Genomic DNA, 17,654 nt, shown 5'->3' on the forward strand with positions numbered 1-17,654 from the left:
AGGATGCCTCTCATATCTCGAACCTGATCATCCTGCGCATCACCAGAATGCCCGAGCCCATCAGGCCGAGCGCCACGCCCAGCATGATGCGCCCGCGCATGTCCTCGAACAGGACCTGCTCGTAGTTCGGACTCATGAACCAGATGATGGCGAACATCACAAACGGCAATGAACCCAGGATCATGGCGCTGGCCTTGGCTTCCGAGGACATGGCCTTGATCTTCAGGCGCATCTGCTTTCTGGAACGCAGGATTTCCGAAAGATTGGACAGCGTTTCCGCCAGATTGCCGCCGGTTTCCTTCTGCACCGACAGGCTGATGACGAAGAACTTGAACTCCGCCGTATCGAGCCGGCGGGCGGTATCCCAGAGCGCGTCCTCCAGGGACTGGCCGAGCCTGACGGCATCGGAAATGCGGCGGAACTCCGGCCCCACCGGGTCGCTCATCTCGCGTCCGGCGGCGGTGATGGTTTCCGTGACCGGCAGCCCCGAGCGCAGGCCGCGTACCATCAGATCGATAGCGTCCGGAAACAGCGCCGTGAACCTGTTCAAACGCCGCGCCACCAGCCAGCCGACGATGAGGTGCGGCAGACCGATACCGGCGACGATCCCCGCCGCCGCAAGGGCGAACCACGGCAGTTGCATCGTCATGCGGCACAGCATTGCAACGGCAATGCCGATCCCCAGCGAGATCAGGAAATAACGGCCAAGCGACATTCGATACCCGGTGCGCTGCAATCTGAGGCGCAGTTCCTGCGGCCTGGGCAGCAAGCGTTTCGCCAATCCTTCCAGAAACGGCGACGAGGTCTGTGTCTTGCGTTTGAGCTGGCGGATCTGCCGTTCCTCGCTGCTCAGCGGCCGCGCGCGTTCGCCGATCCGCTCGACACGCGCGCTCAGCCGCCGTTGCCGACCGATGACCGTCAATGCCAGCCAGCCGACGATCATCATCACCGCCAGCGTGCCGGCGAAGATGACGACGAGATCGGTCAGCCCACCGGTCATCCCCCAGATCATCCCATCGCCTCCATCAGCGCCTTGTCGAGGCCGAAATATTTTGCACGGTCCATGAACGCGGGACGCAGGCCGGTCGACTTGAAGCTGCCGAAAAGATTGCCGTCCTTGTCTTCGCCTTCGAATTCGAACGTGAACAGGTCCTGTGTGGTGACGACCTCGCCCTCCATGCCGACGACTTCGGTGACATGCGTGATGCGGCGCTTGCCGTCGCGCATCCGCGAAATCTGCACGATCAGGTCGACGGCACCGGCAATCTGCGCACGCACCGCTTCGTTCGGCAGTTTGACCCCGGCCATGGCGACCATGTTCTCGAGCCGGGTCAGCGCTTCGCGCGGCCGGTTGGCGTGAATGGTGCCGAGCGACCCGTCGTGACCGGTATTCATCGCCTGCAGCATGTCGAGGGCCTCACCGGCGCGAATTTCGCCGAGGATGATGCGGTCGGGCCGCATCCTGAGCGCGTTTTTGACCAGTTCGCGCTGCGTGATCTCGCCGTCGCCTTCCAGGTTCGGCGGGCGCGTCTCGAGCCGCACCACATGCGGCTGCTGCAGTTGCAGTTCCGCCGCGTCCTCGATGGTGACGATCCGCTCGCCGGCATCGATCATCCGCGACAACGCATTCAGCAATGTCGTCTTGCCGGATCCGGTGCCGCCCGAAACCAGAATGTTGAGCCTGGAGCGCGACGCGATCTTGAGGACCGTGGCCATTTCGGGCGAGACGTTTTCCTGCCGCTGCATGACGTCCAGCGTGATTTTCTTTTTCGAGAACTTACGGATCGAGATCGACGGCCCGTCAATGGCCAGCGGCGGGATGATGATGTTGACGCGAGACCCGTCGGGCAGGCGCGCATCGCAGAGCGGCGAGGATTCATCGACCCGGCGTCCGACCCCCGACACGATCCTCGATGCAATCTGCATGACATGCCGGTTGTCGCGGAACGTGACGCCGGACAACGTCAGCTTGCCGTTCTTCTCGACGAACACCTGTTCGGGTCCGTTGACCATGATATCCGTCACCGCCTCGTCGGCGAGCAGCACCTCGAGCGGCCCGAAACCCAGCATATCGTTCAGCAGCATGGTAACGATTTCGCGCTGCTCCATCAGGTTGAGCTGAATTTTGTGATCGGTGAGGATTTCCGCGACCACGTCGCCGACTTCCTGCGCCAGTTGCTGGCGCGGCATATCGCCGGCTTCGGTAACGTCGATCCGGTCCATGAGGATCGGCTGCACCAGCGCCTTGGTCCGTTCGATCAGATTTTCCGGCGCCTCTTTCTTTTCGGCGACCCGCTTGTCGAGCAGGGTGTTGACGACCTCCGTCACGACATCGCGCCTTTCGCGTGCAGACAATCCGCCCGGCACCAGATCGCCGCTGATCGCGATTTCCATTGCCTTTGCCAGCTCGGCGCGCGGAATTGCCGCCGGGTCGTCATCGCCCAAAATCTCGTCGGCGCGTTCCAGCGTTTCACGTGCAACTTCGGCGATGATTTCCGGGCGGTACTGTTCATCCGCCCCCAACATCGCCGCGTGCATGAGCGCCGCACTGTTTTCATCGGCGGCCAGTTCACCGAGCGGCCGCACCGACGGGCGCTTCCTGTGCGCATTTATGGAAATGATATCCGTGCCTTGTCTTTTACCGAACATCCCGGCCTCCCGTGGCTTGCGCAGCCGTCTTCGGTGCGCGTCTGAATTTTGCGAACAAGCCACCCCCCGATTTACGTTCGGCACCCGTCATCAGTTCCGCAACCCCGACCAGCGCGCGGCCCAGCTTCGAGCGTCCCGCCGACTGCAAGATACATTTGCCGTCGGCCTCGCTCCGCATCGCGGATTTCGGATCGAAGGGAATACGCGCGCTCACCTTCAGCCCCGATCCTTCCTCGAAGGTTTTCACCGACAGTTCTTCGCGTGGCGCCATACCTTGGCGGCCGAGCACGACCGATACCTGCGCCGCCGGACTGACCGCACCGATCAAGCTCGCCAGACGGACGCTGTCGCGCATGGCGGCGAGGCTCGGTTCGGCAACGAGCACGATCCGCGAAAACGCTTCCAGCATACCGGGATGGGCGACGGCGGTAGCGCGCGGCATGTCGACGATCACCAGGTCGCAGGCATCGCGCACGAAATCGAGCAATTCCCCGAACGCCTGCGCATCGGCGAGGTCGCCTTTCGCCGGATCGGTTTCCGACGCCATCACGCGGAACCGCTCGCCGAGCGATACCAACGCCCGCTTGACGAACAACTCGTCCATACGGCCCGGCTCGCGCATGGCCTCGGCCAGCCCGCCGCCCGGATCGACATCGAGCATCAAGGCCTGCGTACCGAACGTCAGATCCATATCGATCAGCGTGACGTTCTTCTGCTGCTGCTCGGCGGCGAACCATGCCGCGTTGGCGGCGACGGTGCTGGCGCCGACACCGCCCCTGACGCCAATGACGCATACCGCATCCGTCTGCACCACGTCCGGTGCCATCTGCACCACTGCTTCCGCCACCTGAGGCGGGCGGGCGCGATGCAGGCACGCGGAAAATTCATGATAGGTGAAAGGCTTCGCCAGATAGTCCGTGACCCCTGCCGCCAGCACTTCGCGATAGACATGCAGGTCGTTGACCGCGCCCAATAGGATCACCTGCGCCCCGGCGTCGCACACCTCCGCCAAGCGGGCCACCTCTGTCATGATATCGCCGGACGCACCAAGATCGACGACGAGGGTCGACGGGGTCGGCATCGCCGCCAGGGACTCGATCGCCTCATCGAGCGTCGCCTCGATCACGCTTTCTGCGGGCAGGCCTTCGGCCTCGACACCCCGGCCAAGGGTCTCAGCCGTTTGCCGGTCGGCGGCGAAGGCCAGAAAGGCATGGCTCATCCCGGCATCATCCGGCGTTTCTTCTTTCCTGAGCGCGATCATTGTCCACCTCCGTTGCTGCCGCCGCCCGAGCTTCCCTTAACGCCATGGCTTTCGGCGGTGTTGGTGTCGTCGACGTCGAGCTTGCGGGTTGTGCCGGTGCGGTAACGCTGAATACCGAGAACCATGGCCTCGCCGTCGGCCAGGGTTTCGCCGCGGCCTTCCAGGATGTCGCGCGGCTCGGCGACCATGCGCCCGAGGTTGCTGGCCGTGGCGCAGCCCCAGTTCGAATGCGGGCGATTGTCGAACGTCCGTCCGGCGCGTGACGTGTAGTCCGGGCATCCCGGCAGCATCACCAGATACCGGCGGACCGTCAGGTTGACCTCGTCGTCGGCAATCCCGGCGATGTTCGAACGCACCCGGACGCGGGCCGGATCGATCCCGGCTTCGCCGACAACCCGGGCGATATTCTGACGGCGTTGCGTGGCCAGTGCCGAGGTATCGACGAACAGGCCGAAATCGACGAAGACCTCATCGGTCCGGGCAAGCTGGCGGCGCTGCAGGAAGGCGACGGCGGCGCGATGTTCGGCGTCGGTCATTGCCGCCCCGCCGCGGTCGAACTGCAACGCGAACGAGGTTTCGCTGGGAATGACCTGCACGTTCTTTTCGGCACGCGGCTGCATCTCGACCTGCATGTTCAGCGGGTCGTACCAGGGCCGGTCGGCATAGGTCTGGCAGCCGGAAAGAGCGGCGATTGAAAACAGCATCGCAGAGCTGAGTATTAAGGTTCTCATTGGCTGGCTCCTTTGGCTTCAGCAGGCTGCTCCAGCAAGAAACCAACGGGACCGATCAGGCTGTCGCCGTTGCGATCGATGGTGACAGGCTGACCGGCGGCGGGTTTCTGGCGGTGCGTGCCGCCGTTGGCGATGCGTTCGGCATCGTGCGGGTATTCAAGCCCGTCGGTCGGCTGGGCCAGCCGCTGGCGCGAAACCGGGCGCACCACATACGGCGTGACGATGATGACCAGTTCGCTTTCCTCGCGCTGGAAGCGGTCGGACTTGAACAGGCTGCCCAGCACCGGCACGTCGCCCAAACCCGGAAACTTGGAGATATCGTGCGTGACGTTGTTCTGGATCAGGCCGGCAATGGCGAACGACTGACCGGAGCCCAGTTCGACCGTGGTATCGGCGCGCCGTGTCGTCAACGACGGGATCTGGAAGTTGTTCAGCGTCACCGCATTGGTGGTCGAAAGCTGGCTGACTTCCGGGCGCACATGCAAATTGACGCGGTCGCGGCCCATCAGGGTCGGCGTGAAGCTGAGCGATACCCCGAACTTTTTGAATTCGATGGTCACGCGGCCGTCGGAATCCGGCACCAGGATCGGAAATTCGCCACCGGCCAGGAAGCTCGCCGACTCACCCGACAACGCTGTCAGGTTCGGCTCGGCGAGGACGGAAATCAGTCCCTCTTCCTCGAGTGCGTCGATCACCGCGTTCAGGTCGAAACCGCCGAAGCTCAGCCCGGATACGGAAAGCGTATGTTGCGTCACCGAGGCATTGAACGGATTGGCCGTCGCGACACCGAATGCGATCCCCGCCGCCGAGCCGGCAATCGACCAGTTGAACCCGAGCTGCTTGTCGACATCGCGCGAAACCTCGGCGATGCGGACGCGCAGATTGATCTGCGTCGGGGCATCGATGCCGATGCGCATCATCACCTTTTTCGGGTCGCCGACGGCACCGGCGGCAACGCGGCGAATGTTTTCGGCGGTCGACGCGCTGTCGACGATCCCGTCCAGCACCACCGAATCGCCGACGCTGCTGACCGTAATATCGGTTTCGGGGTGAAGCTGGCGGATGGATTCATGAATCCGGCCGACATTATGACTGACGTGAAGATCGACGCTGGCCAGCACATGTTCGGCACGGTCGACGGCGAACAGCGTGGTTTCCCCCGGGCCCTTGCCCAGCACATAAACCAGGGTCGGGCTTTTGATCTGCACGTCAGCGATTTCAGGATCGGCGACGAACACCGTCTGTGCCGGCGCGCGCAGCTTGAGGAGACGTCCCTTGTGCACTTCCAGGGACATTTCCTGATGCCCGCGCGAGACCACTTCGAGCGGCTTGCCCCAGGCATCGCCGACGGCAATCATCGTGATCGCCAGTATGGCGAGGATCGCAAGTATCTGCAGGATGTCCCAATTACGCAGCATGTCCCGGCTCCTTAAAAACTCTGGACCTGGGCATCACTGCCCCTGAGTACGTTGACTTCTCGGCTGTTACCACCGCCCGGAAACAGGCGCGGATCGCCCCACATGTTGTAAACGTCGGCATCGAGGGTGTAGCTGCGGCCTTCGTTGCGGACCATTTTCGGATCGAACGGCTTTGCCCCACCGAGCAGACGTTCCTTGTGCACGGTTTCGCTTTCTGCCTGGCTCAGGCTGTTAAGGCTCAGTGTCAGGCGGCCCATTTCAAGCGCGATGGTGACGCGCTCGGCTTCCTTCGGCGTCACCTCGATGGTGGCCGTCTTGGCGACGGCGGCGCTGCCGTCTTCCTTGTCGACGTGCTGGTCGATGGCCAGCACGCGCACGCGGCGCAGCACGGTCTGCGAGAAATAGCGCTGCTGCTTGGCTTCCTTGCGCTCGTCGCGGACCTTCATAGTCATCAGGATATCGACCCAGTCACCTGGGAAGATGAAACCGGCGATGCCCGTGGTCGCGTCGACCGGCAGCGAGACGGCGCGGAACCCCGGTTCCAGCACGGCGGCGAGGAACCCCCGCTCGCCCGGATGCACGACCCGGACCTTGGTGACCGGCTCGCCGGCACGAAGCTGAACGCGGACCACCGCGCCCTGCAGTTCATTGATCGGGTCCTTGGCATCATTGTCACGGTCTTCGGCTTTTGGGCGCACGATATGCGTCTTGTGCACGCCGTCTTCGGGCCACGGCTGCCATTCCAGGTTTTCCGGCTTCAGGAAGGTGCCGGGTTGCAGATCCATTCTTGCGACCAGCACCTCGGCAGCGGCGGTCTTGACCACCTGAATTTCGGTTTTCCGCTCGGTGGCGAGACGGGTGCGCTCGCTTTCCATCCATGACTTCACATAGATCGCGGTCCCCGATGCGAACACCAGTGCGACGAAGAGAAGCAGAATATTGCGAAGCGAGAACATGTCGGATCTCCTGTTACGCCAGTTGTAAAAGCGTCACGAGCCCGCCGGCGCTGATGGCGACGCCGTACGGGAGTTTGATCATCAGGGAATTTTGCTCTTCCCTGAGACCGTTCCTGAGGCCGGCGTGATCGAAGCCGAGCGCCGGCGCGATATGGAAGTGCGTGATATAAAGAAGCGACAACAGACCGCCCGATACCGCCATGGTGACGGCAAAATCGGCAATCAGCGCCGGACCGGCCCACAACGCCGCCGCGGCAATCAGTTTGACGTCACCGCCGCCCAGGCGGTTGAGGGCATAAAACGCAAAACCGACGGCAAACGCCGTGCCCCCGACAAGCAGCGAAGCCGTCAGGTTGATATCGAGCGGCGACAACCAGACGTGCACAGGATAAAGCGCCAGCAGCGCAAGCGTGCAGCCGTGCGGGATTGTGTAGCTGCGGACATCGCTGACGACGGCAACGATATACGGCGCCACGGCCATCAGCAGTATCAGTGTATGAAGTGAAAACTGGTCGGTCATCGGTCCTCCCACCCCTTCCGTTCTTGAGGACTTCGCCCTTCCGCTTCTCTCGAGCCTATCGGGTCATGTTCACCCTTGTTGTTTGTCTTGTTACCTGCTTGAGCGTTTTCGCTTTCCGGAGCCCCCGGCGTGCCCGACCCGCGAAGATCGGCCGAGGTGGTGTCGTCCAGAACGGAGGCAAACCGTCCACGGACCCGGCAAAGCCGGAGGATCCGGAAAACGGCCGGCCCGGTTTCATGCCGGACCGGCCGCTCATGTATGGATCAGGGTCCGGCAACCGCGCCGCTGAGGATCGTCGCGACACTGTTGAACATGGTGTCGAGCGAGGCGCCCATGGCCTGCAGGGCCAGAATCGCGGCAACGGAAACGAGCGCAGCAATAAGACCGTACTCGATTGCGGTGGCGCCGCTTTCGTCTTGGAAGAATTTCTTGAGGGTGGCTTTCATAATGGCCTCCTGTTCTTATCGTCCGGTCGTCCCACACCGTGTGATGACGACACCGGCGCACCAAAGTGCATGAGCCATTAATAGATTTTTTACTTTTAGGGTCAAAATTTATATTCGCGAATATATTCGTTTTACTTTAGTGTTATTTTTTAAATACATTTTGATAAAATTTTATCTAATTTATCGATACTATAAATGCATTCGTTTGTTTAGAAATAGCCCCCTGACTTCAGTATCATGTCATCCGGTGAAATAGCCGGAGACCCGTCATGCTGCGCGCATGCACAAAGACTTTCAGACGCTTTGCAAGGAACCGGGACGGGACGACCCTGATGGAGTTCGCCTTCGGCGCACCGATTCTTATCACGGTCATGCTGGCATCCATGGAGTTCGGCACGATCATGCTGACAAACACATTGATGGAAAGCTCGCTCAGGGAAGCGGCCCGCTTCGGCATCACCGGCCAGCAGCCGGACGGCGTGACGCGCCTTGAACGCATCATCGAGATCATCGACGAACGCACGCTCGGGCTGATCGATATGACCCAGGCCCAGGTCGATGTGCTTGTCTATCCGAGTTTCTCCGACGTCGGCCGCGGCGAGGATTACGTCGACGGCAACGCCAACGGCACATACGACCCAGGTGAAACCTTCACCGACGAAAATGCAAACGGCCAGTGGGATGCCGACATCGGCGCCGCCGGCAGCGGCCAGTCCGGCGACATCGTCGTCTATCGGCTCAAGTACGACTGGCACACGATGACCCCGTTCGCGCAACACTTCATCGGCAACGGCGGCGTGCTCGGCCTGACCGCCAGCATCGTCGTGCGCAACGAACCCTGGGACGGGCTGAACAACTGATGATGACCAGACTCCGAAATTGCCTGAGCAGGTTCCGCAGCGACAAGCGCGGCATTTCCGCCCTCGAAATTGCCATCGCGGTCCCGGTTGCGCTGGCACTAACGCTGAACGGGATCGAAATGACGCGCTATGTGCTTTTACACCAGAAAACCGAGCGCGCGACGATGACCGTCGCCGATCTGGTGTCGCAGGGCGAGGTGCTGACAGCGGGCGATCTCGACAATATCTTTCAGGCCGGCGCGCTGATCACCGAGCCGTTCGATTTCGGCGCCAACGCGGCGATGATCGTCTCCAGCGTCGTCGGCCAGGCGGCCGGGCCGATCGTCGAATGGCAGCGTGTCTATGGCGCCGACCCGCAGGCAAGCGGCCTCGGCGGCCAGGGCGGCCCCGCTTCCCTGCCGGCCGGCTTCGTCGTCGCCGAAAGCGAAAGCGTGATCATGGCCGAGATCCAGTACCGTTATACGCCGATGTTCCCGGACAATCCGATCCTCGGCGGCGCCATCGCGAACAACACGGTTTATAACTACGCCATCTTCCGGCCGCGCTATACCGTCAAGGTCCGGCTGGGGTCTTAATCATCGCATTCACACAGCAATCGTCGCCCTGAAATTGATTCAGGGCCCATGCTCTTTTTTGATTAACTTATGGATCCCAAATCAAGTTTGGGATGACGGCGGCGGCATGACGCCGTCACGCCGCAGCGTCACTTAGACAGCCTGAGTTGTGACAGGTCGTTGGCGATTTCGCGGAACACGGCGCGCAGCGCGGCATCGTCGGGCGCGTAGTGATAGAACGGCGACGCGGGACCGCTGGCGACGTCCTTGAGCAGGGCCTGCAACTCGGTGCCGTTGTTGGCGAACTGGATGACATACAGCACCACGCCCGAGCTTTTGATATTTGTCGCGAGCAGACGCAGCCGGTCATTCATGCCGTTGGCCCCGGCACCGCTGCCGAGACCGAACACGGCCTTGTAGCCGTCGCCGTTACCGCCGTAGTTCTCGCCGTCGGTCAGCAAAACGATGGCGCGCTGCAGTTCGTAATCGGGGTCGGCCACGGCTTCGGTGAACGGCGCGTCCGGCATCAGCACCCGCCATGCCCAGGCCAGCCCGGCGGGAATGTTGGTGTTGCCGCCGGGGTTCGTCAGCGCGTCGATAGCATTGGTGATGGTCAGCTTCTGGTTTTGCAAAGGCGTAATGCCATGCGACAGGCAGCGGGTGCATTCCCCGCCGTTCGTCGACATGCTGCAGGTACCGCCCGAGACCGGCTCGCCCTCGATGCCGACCGGCTCCCACGCCGGCCAGTCGGCGCCGTCCAATAGCTGCGGACCCATGAAGATATCGGCATCGTCATCATCGGCGGCATTGTCGAGATAGCGGTTAAAGACGCAGCCGCGCCAATTGGCGGGCGGTGCAGACAACAACGGCACCGGTGAATTGTTGACCTGAAAGACATCGCTTTGCCCGGTGGCTGTCAGCGGATTGACGAACCCGGCGACGGGAACGGTACTGGTCAACGATGAATCGTAGGCGCTGCCTTCGAGCATGACGTTGACCTTGGCGTTCCACGGCACGAGGCCGATGTTCAACAGGTCATTGCTGCCGTTGTCGCCGTACAGGATGTCGACCAGGTCCTTGGCCGCCTGACGGGCTGCGGAAATACGTGTGCCGGCACCGCTCGATGACGACATCGAACCGGACATATCCATGGCGATCACCACGTCGAGCGCCTGCATCTGCCGGGTGATTTCGGTTTCCGCCGTCACCGTCAGTGTATCGAAGCCGAGGACTTTCATCAGCGTCGTCGGGATCTGCGCTTCCGCCGTCAGCGTCAGCCGCTCGGCCAGTTCATCGTCGACGATATGCGGACCGGAGATGGTTGAATTCATATATCCGGGCGGGAAGTTGGCGTTGAAGAACATCACGATCTCGGCATCGCGGGTCGGCGAAAAGAAATGCCGCCCGCCAGCCAGTCCTGCCGCATCGAGCGCCGAAGACATGCGCGACTTCACAAGGTAGGCCCGTGCCGTGTCGGTCCCCATGCCGACGAACGCGACCATCGGCACGGTGGCGAGCGCGAACAATACGATCGCCGCCCCGGTGTCCTGACGCGCAAAGTCCCTGAACTTTCGCCTGAGTGCCGCAAGCCATGTTTTCATCGGCCATGTTTTCATCGGAGTGCATCCAGCTTTCCAAAAGAGGATGCATAAACGTGGCGTGAAAGGCCCTGTCCGGGCAAATCTATTATTTATCTAAGTCTTTGATATAAAATAGATAAAATTTTACCGAATGAAACGTCGGTGTGCGGTCAGGTGCCGCTTCCCTGCGGTTCGGGCGGGGTGGAGGGGAACATCGCCGGCGGCGTTGCGGCGGCCGGCGCCCGGTCTGCGTCTTCGCCGTCTTCGTCGCCACCGTCTACAGCAGCGGCTTCGGCGGGGGTGTCATCTTCTTCGCCCAGCGGTTCGAGATCGTTGCGCGTCCACCAGTACCAGAACCCCTGCGAGCGCAGCCATTTTTCCAGGCGGTCGAGGTTCGACCATTCACGGCCCGCCCCCCGCGCGGAATAAATCCGTGCGAGTTGCCCGTTCACATACACAAGCACGCCCCACGTTTGCGGATTTTTGCTCTGGTCGCCGAATCCGCCACCGGCCTGCTCGCGCCACACCCGATAGACCACGGCATATTCGCCGAGCGAACCGACAGCGCGCAGGTAGGGCAAATCCGCCTGCGTGACCGTCATCGTCACGCCGAGCGCAATATCCTGCTGGGCGGCATCTGGTGCGTAGAGGGGACCGACATCTTGTGACATGGTGATAGCTACATCTTGCTTCATGATGTTGACAGGATCGAACTTTTATCGTACACCATGGTACATGTTGTGGGCCGATTCGACCAGCTTTTATTGTCCCATCCCACAGCAACGACTTTCCAGGGCGTGATGCCCAACACAAATCCAGGGCGTGATGCCCGACACAACATAGATTTCAGGAGCTTAATCATGGCTAAAAAAGTTGCCCCGGTGCCGAAAGGCTATCGCACCATTACCCCGTATCTGGTCGTTCGCGGCGCCGATGCCGCGCTGGCCTACTACGCCGATGTGTTCGGCGCCGAAGTTCTGTCGCGCGTTTACGCCGAAGACGGTGTCACCGTTCTGCATGCCGAAATGAAGATCGGCAACTCGATGGTCATCGTTTCCGACGAAATGCCGGCGTTCGGCATCTATTCGCCGTTCGCCTATGGCGGTTCGGGCGCGACACAGCACCTGTACCTGGCGAACGTCGACGAGATCTGGGAAAAAGCCGTCGAAGCCGGCTGCACCGTGCTGGTGCCGCTCGCCGACACCTTCTATGGCGAACGTTTCGCCAAGGTCGTCGACCCGTTCGGTCACATCTGGTCGATGTCGAAGCGCATCCCGGCCCAGAAACCGGAAGACATCAAGGCCCAGACCCAGGCCGAGGGCTTCTCGATCTATGAGCCGGTCGGCAACCGTGAAGACCAGCCGTATCCGACGGCCGATGCCGATGTTTCCGGCAAAACAGAAGCCGCCTGAATATGATCCAGGAAAGGGCGGCCGGCGGTCGCCCTTTTCGTTTACGATGTTTGTTCCGTTTTCTGTCTACAGGGATTTAGGAAATGACCGATAACAAATCGCTCAACCAACGCCGTGAAGCCGCAACGCCGCGCGGCGTCGGTGTCGCTACGCAGGTTTATGCCGACCGTGCCGAAAACGCCGAACTGTGGGATGTCGAAGGCAAGCGTTATGTCGACTTCGCCGGCGGCATCGCCGTTCTCAACACCGGCCACCGCAACCCCACCGTGATGGCCGAAGTTCAGAAACAGCTCGAGCGTTTCACCCACACCGCTTATCAGGTCGTTCCCTACGAGCCCTATGTCGAACTTGCCGAAAAACTCAACGAGCTGGCGCCCGGCGACACGCCGAAGAAAACCCTGTTTGTGACGACCGGCGCCGAAGCCGTCGAGAACTCGATCAAGATCGCGCGCGCCCACACCGGCCGCTCGGCGGTGATTGCATTTTCCGGCGCGTTTCACGGCCGCACCATGATGACCATGGGGCTGACCGGCAAGGTCGATCCCTACAAGCGCGGCTTCGGTCCGATGCCGGCCGGCATTTATCACCTGCCGTTCCCGATGCCGATGCACGGCGTCAGCGCACAGGATTCCATCGATGCCCTGCACCGTCTGTTCAAGTCCGACCTGGAACCGGAACAGGTCGCGGCGATCATTCTCGAGCCGGTTCAGGGCGAAGGCGGTTTTTATATCGCGCCGAAGGAACTCGTTCAGGAACTGCGCGCCGTCTGCGACAAATACGGCATCTGCCTGATCGCCGATGAAGTCCAGACCGGGTTCGCGCGGACCGGCCGTCTGTTCGCATCCGAATACTGGGCCGCCGACTGGGGCGTGGAACCGGACATGATCACCACCGCCAAGTCGCTGGCCGGCGGCTTTCCGCTTTCCGGCGTTGTCGGCAAGGCGGACATCATGGATGCCCCCGCCCCCGGCGGTCTCGGCGGTACCTACGGCGGCAGCCCGATCGGCTGCGCGGCGGCGCTCGGTGTCCTCAAGGTCATCGAGGAAGAACAGCTTCTCGGCCGCAGCCGCATTCTCGGCGAACGCCTCATCGAACGCGTTCAGAAAATGAAGGCGCGTCCAGACACGCACCCGATCGGCGACATTCGCGGTCTCGGTGCCATGGTCGCGTTCGAGCTGGTAACGGAAAAAGGCACCAACACGCCGGACGCCGACGCCACCAAGGCACTGTGCGCCAAAGCGCTTGAACACGGCCTGATCCTGCTGTCGTGCGGCGTCTACGCCAACACGATCAGGATCCTGGTGCCGCTGACCGCATCCGACGCCATCGTCGACGAGGGCCTCGATATCATCGAGCGCTGCCTCGCCGAACTCGGCACCTCGGCGGCTGCCGCTGAATAAGAATACCCGGATTCCCCATGTGGGGATTCCGGGCCTAGCTTGACCTGAAGGTCGCAGCACGCGACCATTGTGGAGTAATTTTTTGATGGCCAAAAAGGTCTTTTGTATATGACGCCCTTCGCGATTGCCGGTGTGCAGATGCACGTATCTGCCACCCATGAAAACGTCACCGCGATGTCGCACCGTATCGATCATGTGATGGTGCGCTTTCCGTGGGTACAGATGATCGTTTTCAGCGAACTGGCGCCTTACGGGCCTCTGACCGGCAATCATCCCGAGAGTCTCGAACCGGCCATCGACGTATTCCGTGAAGCGGCAATACGCCATAACGTCTGGGTGCTGCCGGGGTCCATGTTCGAGCGTTCCGAAGCCGGGCTGCATAACGTTGCCACGGTCATCAATCCGCAAGGCGAGGTTGTTGCCAAATACGCCAAGATGTTTCCGTTCCAGCCGTACGAATCCGGTGTCGAGGGCGGCACCGAGTTCTGCGTCTTCGATGTCCCGGGCGCCGGACGTTTCGGGGTTTCGATCTGCTATGACATCTGGTTCCCGGAAACCACACGGACCCTGGTCTCGATGGGTGCGGAAGTCCTTCTGCACCCGGTGCTGACCGGCACCATCGACCGCGACATCGAGCTTTCCATCGCGCGTTCCACCGCCGCGATGTTCCAGACCTATATCTTCGATATCAACGGCCTCGGCCCGGGCGGCACGGGGCGCTCATGCGTCGTCGATCCGTCCGGCACGTTCCTTTATCAGGCCGCCGGCCAGGAAGAAGTGATCCCGGTCGAAGTCGATTTCGATCTGGTCCGCCGTCAGCGCGCCGTCGGGCTGCGCGGTCTCGGCCAGACACTGAAGAGTTTCCGCGACCGCAACGCCTATTTCGGGGTCTACGACCCGGCGATCCACGACCCGAGCTATCTGTACAGCCTGGGCCCGCTCGAGATGCCGACACAAGGCACGCAGGAAGGTCTGCACGCATCGTCCCCCGCCGACATCACAGGCCACCGCGGACACAGCAATATTATGGTGCTCGACACCCACAAAAGCGCGAAAGACGCATAAATAAAATGAAAAGCCACAGGGAGCTAAAAAATCATGCCGGACGAAGGAGCGCAGGCTAAGGGCGTATCGCTGGGTCGATACTACAACGCAACCCAGTTACGCATCGATACCTGGAACAAGCTGAAGAACATCACCCTGCGCCTCGTCGAGGGGCGCGAACGGGCGGATGATTACGCCAAAGCGCGCGCGTTGCTGGATGAACTGGCGCCGTTCGAGACCTATTGGGCGTTCCCGGGCCTGCAAGATTTCCGCCAGCTTTATCATCTTGTCGAAAGCCGTGACGCGCGGACCCTGGGCCGTGCCGTATCGCGCATCGTCGGCGCCATGATGAGCGGCACGTACCGGCGCAAGCACGTCAATCTGGGACTGCACGGCGATGAGGAGCATCTCGACGACGAAGAGATGGAGTCGCCCGAGGAACGCAACCGCCGCCGTCCCTATTTCGAGGTTCTGTTCGTCGACGACCTGAACTATGCGCAACAGCACCAGCAGCGCGAAGGCCTGACGGCCATGCGCCGCGAGGAAGACCCGTTCACCTATGAGCCGGTTTTCGTCTCGAGCTTCGAAGACGCAATCATTGCCTCGCTTTTCAATCACAACATTCAGGCGATCGTCATCCGCTTCGGCTTTCCGTTCAAATCCATGAACGACCTGCCGGTGCTGAGCCGCTATCTGAAACTGGCGCACGTCGATGACGTCGACTCCCTTGAGCCGCAGGACTACGGCGCCGTGCTGGCCGACGTGATTGCCCGCATCCGCCCCGAACTGGACCTTTATCTGGTCACCGACCAGAACGTCGAGGATGTCGCCGGACGCGTCGGCGATTGCTGCCGCCGGATTTTCTATAACCAGGAGGATTTCCTGGAACTGCATCTGAACATCCTGCGCGGCGTCGATCAGCGCTATCAGTCGCCGTTCTTCACGGCGCTCAGGAACTATGCCAAGCAGCCGACCGGCGTGTTCCATGCCCTGCCGATTTCGCGCGGCAAGTCGATTTCCAAATCGAACTGGATCCGCGACATGGGCGAGTTCTATGGCATGAACATCTTCCTTGCCGAAACGTCGGCGACATCGGGCGGGCTGGACTCGCTGCTGGAGCCGCACGGTCCGCTCAAGAAAGCACAGGAACTGGCGTCCAGGGCCTTCGGGTCGCGCAAGACGTTCTTCGCCACCAACGGCACCTCGACCTGCAACAAGATTGTCGTCCAGGCCATCGTGCGGCCCGGCGACATCGTGCTGGTCGACCGCGACTGTCACAAGTCGCACCACTACGGGATGGTGCTGTGCGGCGCCCACGTCGTCTATCTCGACAGCTATCCGCTCAGCGAATATTCCATGTACGGCGCCGTGCCGCTGCGTGAAATCAAGAAAGAGCTGCTGGAACTCAAGGCCGCCGGCAAGCTCGACAAGGTGCGCATGCTTTTGCTCACCAACTGCACCTTCGACGGACTTGTCTATAATGTCGAACGGGTCATGGAAGAATGTCTGGCGATCAAGCCGGACCTGGTCTTTTTATGGGATGAAGCATGGTTCGGCTTTGCCCGTTTCGGCCCGACCTATCGCCAGCGCACCGGCATGTACCAGGCCAAGCACTTGCGCGAAAAATTCAAGTCCGAGGAATACCGCGAAGAATATGCGGTCCATAAGGCCAAGCTGGACGAAGCCGGTGACGACATCGACACGCTGCTCGACATGCGCCTGATGCCGGACCCGAATCAGGCGCGGGTCCGCGTTTATTCCACGCAATCGACGCATAAGACCCTGACCTCGCTCCGCCAAGGATCGATGATCCATGTGCACGATCAGGATTATTCGTCGAAGGTCGAAGAACCGTTCCACGAAGCGTTCATGACGCATACCTCGACATCGCCGAACTACCAGATTCTGGCCTCGCTCGACGTCGGCCGGCGTCAGGTCGAACTGGAAGGGTTCGAACTGGTACAAAAGCAGGTCGAAATGGCCATGGTGCTGCGCCAGAAGGTCCGGACCCATCCGCTTTTGTCGAAATACTTCAAGATCCTCACCGTCGGCGACATGATCCCCGCGGCATACCGCCAGTCTGGCATCGAAAGCTATTACGAACCCGACAAGGGCTGGAACGATATCTGGGAAGCCTGGGCGGGGGACGAATTCGCCCTCGATGCGACACGGATTACGCTGCTCGTCGGCGGCACCGGTCTTGACGGCGACACCTTCAAGAATGACGAGTTGATGGACAAGTACGGCATCCAGATCAACAAGACGTCACGCAACACCGTACTGTTCATGACCAATATCGGCACGACCCGCTCGTCCATCGCGTATCTGATCGAGGTTCTGGTCAAGATCGCCACGGAACAGGACGAACGCCTCGAGGACATGAACGCGCCGGAGAAAAAGGCGCACGAGAAAAAGGTCAACGCGCTGCTCAACGAACTGCCGCCGCTGCCCGATTTCTCGCGTTTCCACAATGCATTCCGGCCCGACCCCAAGGGGGATACCCGCGAAGGCGTGATGCGCGATGCGTATTTCCTCTCCTACGACGAGGATTCCTGCGAATACCTGACGATGGAAGACGGCAGCATCGACGACGCCATGAACGCCGGCCGCGAGGTCGTCTCGGCGACGTTCATCATCCCCTACCCGCCCGGCTTCCCGATCCTCGTGCCGGGTCAGGTCGTCAGCAAGGAAATCATCGGATTTTTCCGCGCCCTCGACGTCAAGGAAATCCACGGCTACCGCCCGGACCTGGGGCTTCGCGTGTTTACCGAAGCCGCCCTCAAGGCACGCCTTAAATAATCAAAATCGCGGCAAAAATCGCCG

At 61.2% G+C, this 17,654-nt stretch carries 16 protein-coding genes; 6 read left to right on the forward strand and 10 right to left on the reverse strand.

Annotation, left to right across the window (positions count from 1 at the left end; translation table 11 throughout):
* Positions 1-10 precede the first annotated feature (10 nt).
* The 8 genes from L2D14_13330 to L2D14_13365 form a co-directional block, all read right to left on the reverse strand.
* Positions 11-1,012 carry a type II secretion system F family protein gene (locus tag L2D14_13330; protein ID WNJ98848.1) on the reverse strand — a complete coding sequence of 334 codons (1,002 nt, stop codon included), beginning with the start codon at positions 1,010-1,012 and terminating at the stop codon, positions 11-13.
* Positions 1,009-2,649, reverse strand: a complete 1,641-nt coding sequence (locus L2D14_13335; GenBank protein WNJ98849.1) for a CpaF family protein — start codon at positions 2,647-2,649, stop codon at positions 1,009-1,011. The genes L2D14_13330 and L2D14_13335 overlap by 4 nt, the downstream gene beginning before the upstream one ends.
* A complete protein-coding gene (locus L2D14_13340; protein ID WNJ98850.1) occupies positions 2,639-3,910 on the reverse strand; it encodes a P-loop NTPase in 1,272 nt (423 codons plus the stop codon). The genes L2D14_13335 and L2D14_13340 overlap by 11 nt, the downstream gene beginning before the upstream one ends.
* Positions 3,907-4,641: a CpaD family pilus assembly lipoprotein gene (locus L2D14_13345; protein ID WNJ98851.1), complete on the reverse strand. Its 735-nt coding sequence runs from the start codon at positions 4,639-4,641 to the stop codon at positions 3,907-3,909. Before L2D14_13345 ends, L2D14_13340 begins: the two co-directional genes overlap by 4 nt.
* Positions 4,638-6,059, reverse strand: coding sequence for a type II and III secretion system protein family protein (locus tag L2D14_13350; protein ID WNJ98852.1), 1,422 nt, complete (start codon positions 6,057-6,059; stop codon positions 4,638-4,640). The genes L2D14_13345 and L2D14_13350 overlap by 4 nt, the downstream gene beginning before the upstream one ends.
* A gap of 11 nt (positions 6,060-6,070) precedes the next feature.
* The gene (gene cpaB / locus L2D14_13355; GenBank protein ID WNJ98853.1) at positions 6,071-7,015 is read right to left on the reverse strand and encodes a Flp pilus assembly protein CpaB; all 945 of its coding nucleotides are present in this window, start codon (positions 7,013-7,015) and stop codon (positions 6,071-6,073) included.
* 13 nt (positions 7,016-7,028) lie between these two features.
* Complete coding sequence (locus tag L2D14_13360; protein WNJ98854.1) at positions 7,029-7,535, reverse strand: prepilin peptidase; 507 nt, start codon at positions 7,533-7,535, stop codon at positions 7,029-7,031.
* A gap of 263 nt (positions 7,536-7,798) precedes the next feature.
* Complete coding sequence (locus L2D14_13365) at positions 7,799-7,981, reverse strand: Flp family type IVb pilin (protein ID WNJ98855.1); 183 nt, start codon at positions 7,979-7,981, stop codon at positions 7,799-7,801.
* A gap of 269 nt (positions 7,982-8,250) precedes the next feature.
* Between L2D14_13365 and L2D14_13370 the strand changes: the two genes are divergently transcribed.
* Together L2D14_13370 and L2D14_13375 are read left to right on the forward strand one after the other, a co-directional pair.
* A complete protein-coding gene (locus L2D14_13370; GenBank protein WNJ98856.1) occupies positions 8,251-8,841 on the forward strand; it encodes a pilus assembly protein in 591 nt (196 codons plus the stop codon).
* Positions 8,841-9,416: a pilus assembly protein gene (locus tag L2D14_13375; GenBank protein ID WNJ98857.1), complete on the forward strand. Its 576-nt coding sequence runs from the start codon at positions 8,841-8,843 to the stop codon at positions 9,414-9,416. The genes L2D14_13370 and L2D14_13375 overlap by 1 nt, the downstream gene beginning before the upstream one ends.
* A gap of 128 nt (positions 9,417-9,544) precedes the next feature.
* On the opposite strand, the gene L2D14_13380 is transcribed toward L2D14_13375, so the two are convergent.
* Both L2D14_13380 and L2D14_13385 read right to left on the reverse strand, forming a co-directional pair.
* Positions 9,545-11,011 carry a pilus assembly protein TadG-related protein gene (locus L2D14_13380; protein ID WNJ98858.1) on the reverse strand — a complete coding sequence of 489 codons (1,467 nt, stop codon included), beginning with the start codon at positions 11,009-11,011 and terminating at the stop codon, positions 9,545-9,547.
* Positions 11,012-11,145: 134 nt separating this feature from the next.
* On the reverse strand, positions 11,146-11,646 hold the full coding sequence (locus tag L2D14_13385; GenBank protein ID WNJ98859.1) for a hypothetical protein: 501 nt from the start codon (positions 11,644-11,646) through the stop codon (positions 11,146-11,148).
* Between the two features lie 189 nt (positions 11,647-11,835).
* On the opposite strand from L2D14_13385, the gene L2D14_13390 reads away from it, so the two are divergent.
* The 4 genes from L2D14_13390 to L2D14_13405 all read left to right on the forward strand — a co-directional run bounded on the left by L2D14_13390 (position 11,836) and on the right by L2D14_13405 (position 17,630).
* Positions 11,836-12,387 carry a VOC family protein gene (locus L2D14_13390; GenBank protein WNJ98860.1) on the forward strand — a complete coding sequence of 184 codons (552 nt, stop codon included), beginning with the start codon at positions 11,836-11,838 and terminating at the stop codon, positions 12,385-12,387.
* Between the two features lie 83 nt (positions 12,388-12,470).
* On the forward strand, positions 12,471-13,787 hold the full coding sequence (gene gabT / locus L2D14_13395; protein WNJ98861.1) for a 4-aminobutyrate--2-oxoglutarate transaminase: 1,317 nt from the start codon (positions 12,471-12,473) through the stop codon (positions 13,785-13,787).
* Between the two features lie 108 nt (positions 13,788-13,895).
* Positions 13,896-14,852 (forward strand): carbon-nitrogen hydrolase family protein, encoded by a 957-nt coding sequence (locus L2D14_13400; GenBank protein WNJ98862.1) that lies wholly within the window; start codon positions 13,896-13,898, stop codon positions 14,850-14,852.
* Between the two features lie 33 nt (positions 14,853-14,885).
* The gene (locus L2D14_13405) at positions 14,886-17,630 is read left to right on the forward strand and encodes an ornithine decarboxylase (GenBank protein WNJ98863.1); all 2,745 of its coding nucleotides are present in this window, start codon (positions 14,886-14,888) and stop codon (positions 17,628-17,630) included.
* The last annotated feature ends 24 nt before the right edge of the window (positions 17,631-17,654 follow it).

The sequence above is a fragment of the Thalassospiraceae bacterium LMO-JJ14 genome, from assembly GCA_021555105.2.
Classification (GTDB): domain Bacteria; phylum Pseudomonadota; class Alphaproteobacteria; order Rhodospirillales; family Casp-alpha2; genus UBA4479.

What these genes read in the sequence shown, in the direction of transcription:
- L2D14_13330 (WNJ98848.1), bottom strand. Translation starts at nt 1,012, where the DNA reads ATGATCTGGGGGATGACCGGTGGGCTGACCGATCTCGTCGTCATCTTC.
- L2D14_13335 (WNJ98849.1), bottom strand. Translation starts at nt 2,649, where the DNA reads ATGTTCGGTAAAAGACAAGGCACGGATATCATTTCCATAAATGCGCAC.
- L2D14_13340 (WNJ98850.1), bottom strand. Translation starts at nt 3,910, where the DNA reads ATGATCGCGCTCAGGAAAGAAGAAACGCCGGATGATGCCGGGATGAGC.
- L2D14_13345 (WNJ98851.1), bottom strand. Translation starts at nt 4,641, where the DNA reads ATGAGAACCTTAATACTCAGCTCTGCGATGCTGTTTTCAATCGCCGCT.
- L2D14_13350 (WNJ98852.1), bottom strand. Translation starts at nt 6,059, where the DNA reads ATGCTGCGTAATTGGGACATCCTGCAGATACTTGCGATCCTCGCCATA.
- cpaB (WNJ98853.1), bottom strand. Translation starts at nt 7,015, where the DNA reads ATGTTCTCGCTTCGCAATATTCTGCTTCTCTTCGTCGCACTGGTGTTC.
- L2D14_13360 (WNJ98854.1), bottom strand. Translation starts at nt 7,535, where the DNA reads ATGACCGACCAGTTTTCACTTCATACACTGATACTGCTGATGGCCGTG.
- L2D14_13365 (WNJ98855.1), bottom strand. Translation starts at nt 7,981, where the DNA reads ATGAAAGCCACCCTCAAGAAATTCTTCCAAGACGAAAGCGGCGCCACC.
- L2D14_13370 (WNJ98856.1), top strand. Translation starts at nt 8,251, where the DNA reads ATGCTGCGCGCATGCACAAAGACTTTCAGACGCTTTGCAAGGAACCGG.
- L2D14_13375 (WNJ98857.1), top strand. Translation starts at nt 8,841, where the DNA reads ATGATGACCAGACTCCGAAATTGCCTGAGCAGGTTCCGCAGCGACAAG.
- L2D14_13380 (WNJ98858.1), bottom strand. Translation starts at nt 11,011, where the DNA reads ATGAAAACATGGCCGATGAAAACATGGCTTGCGGCACTCAGGCGAAAG.
- L2D14_13385 (WNJ98859.1), bottom strand. Translation starts at nt 11,646, where the DNA reads ATGTCACAAGATGTCGGTCCCCTCTACGCACCAGATGCCGCCCAGCAG.
- L2D14_13390 (WNJ98860.1), top strand. Translation starts at nt 11,836, where the DNA reads ATGGCTAAAAAAGTTGCCCCGGTGCCGAAAGGCTATCGCACCATTACC.
- gabT (WNJ98861.1), top strand. Translation starts at nt 12,471, where the DNA reads ATGACCGATAACAAATCGCTCAACCAACGCCGTGAAGCCGCAACGCCG.
- L2D14_13400 (WNJ98862.1), top strand. Translation starts at nt 13,896, where the DNA reads ATGACGCCCTTCGCGATTGCCGGTGTGCAGATGCACGTATCTGCCACC.
- L2D14_13405 (WNJ98863.1), top strand. Translation starts at nt 14,886, where the DNA reads ATGCCGGACGAAGGAGCGCAGGCTAAGGGCGTATCGCTGGGTCGATAC.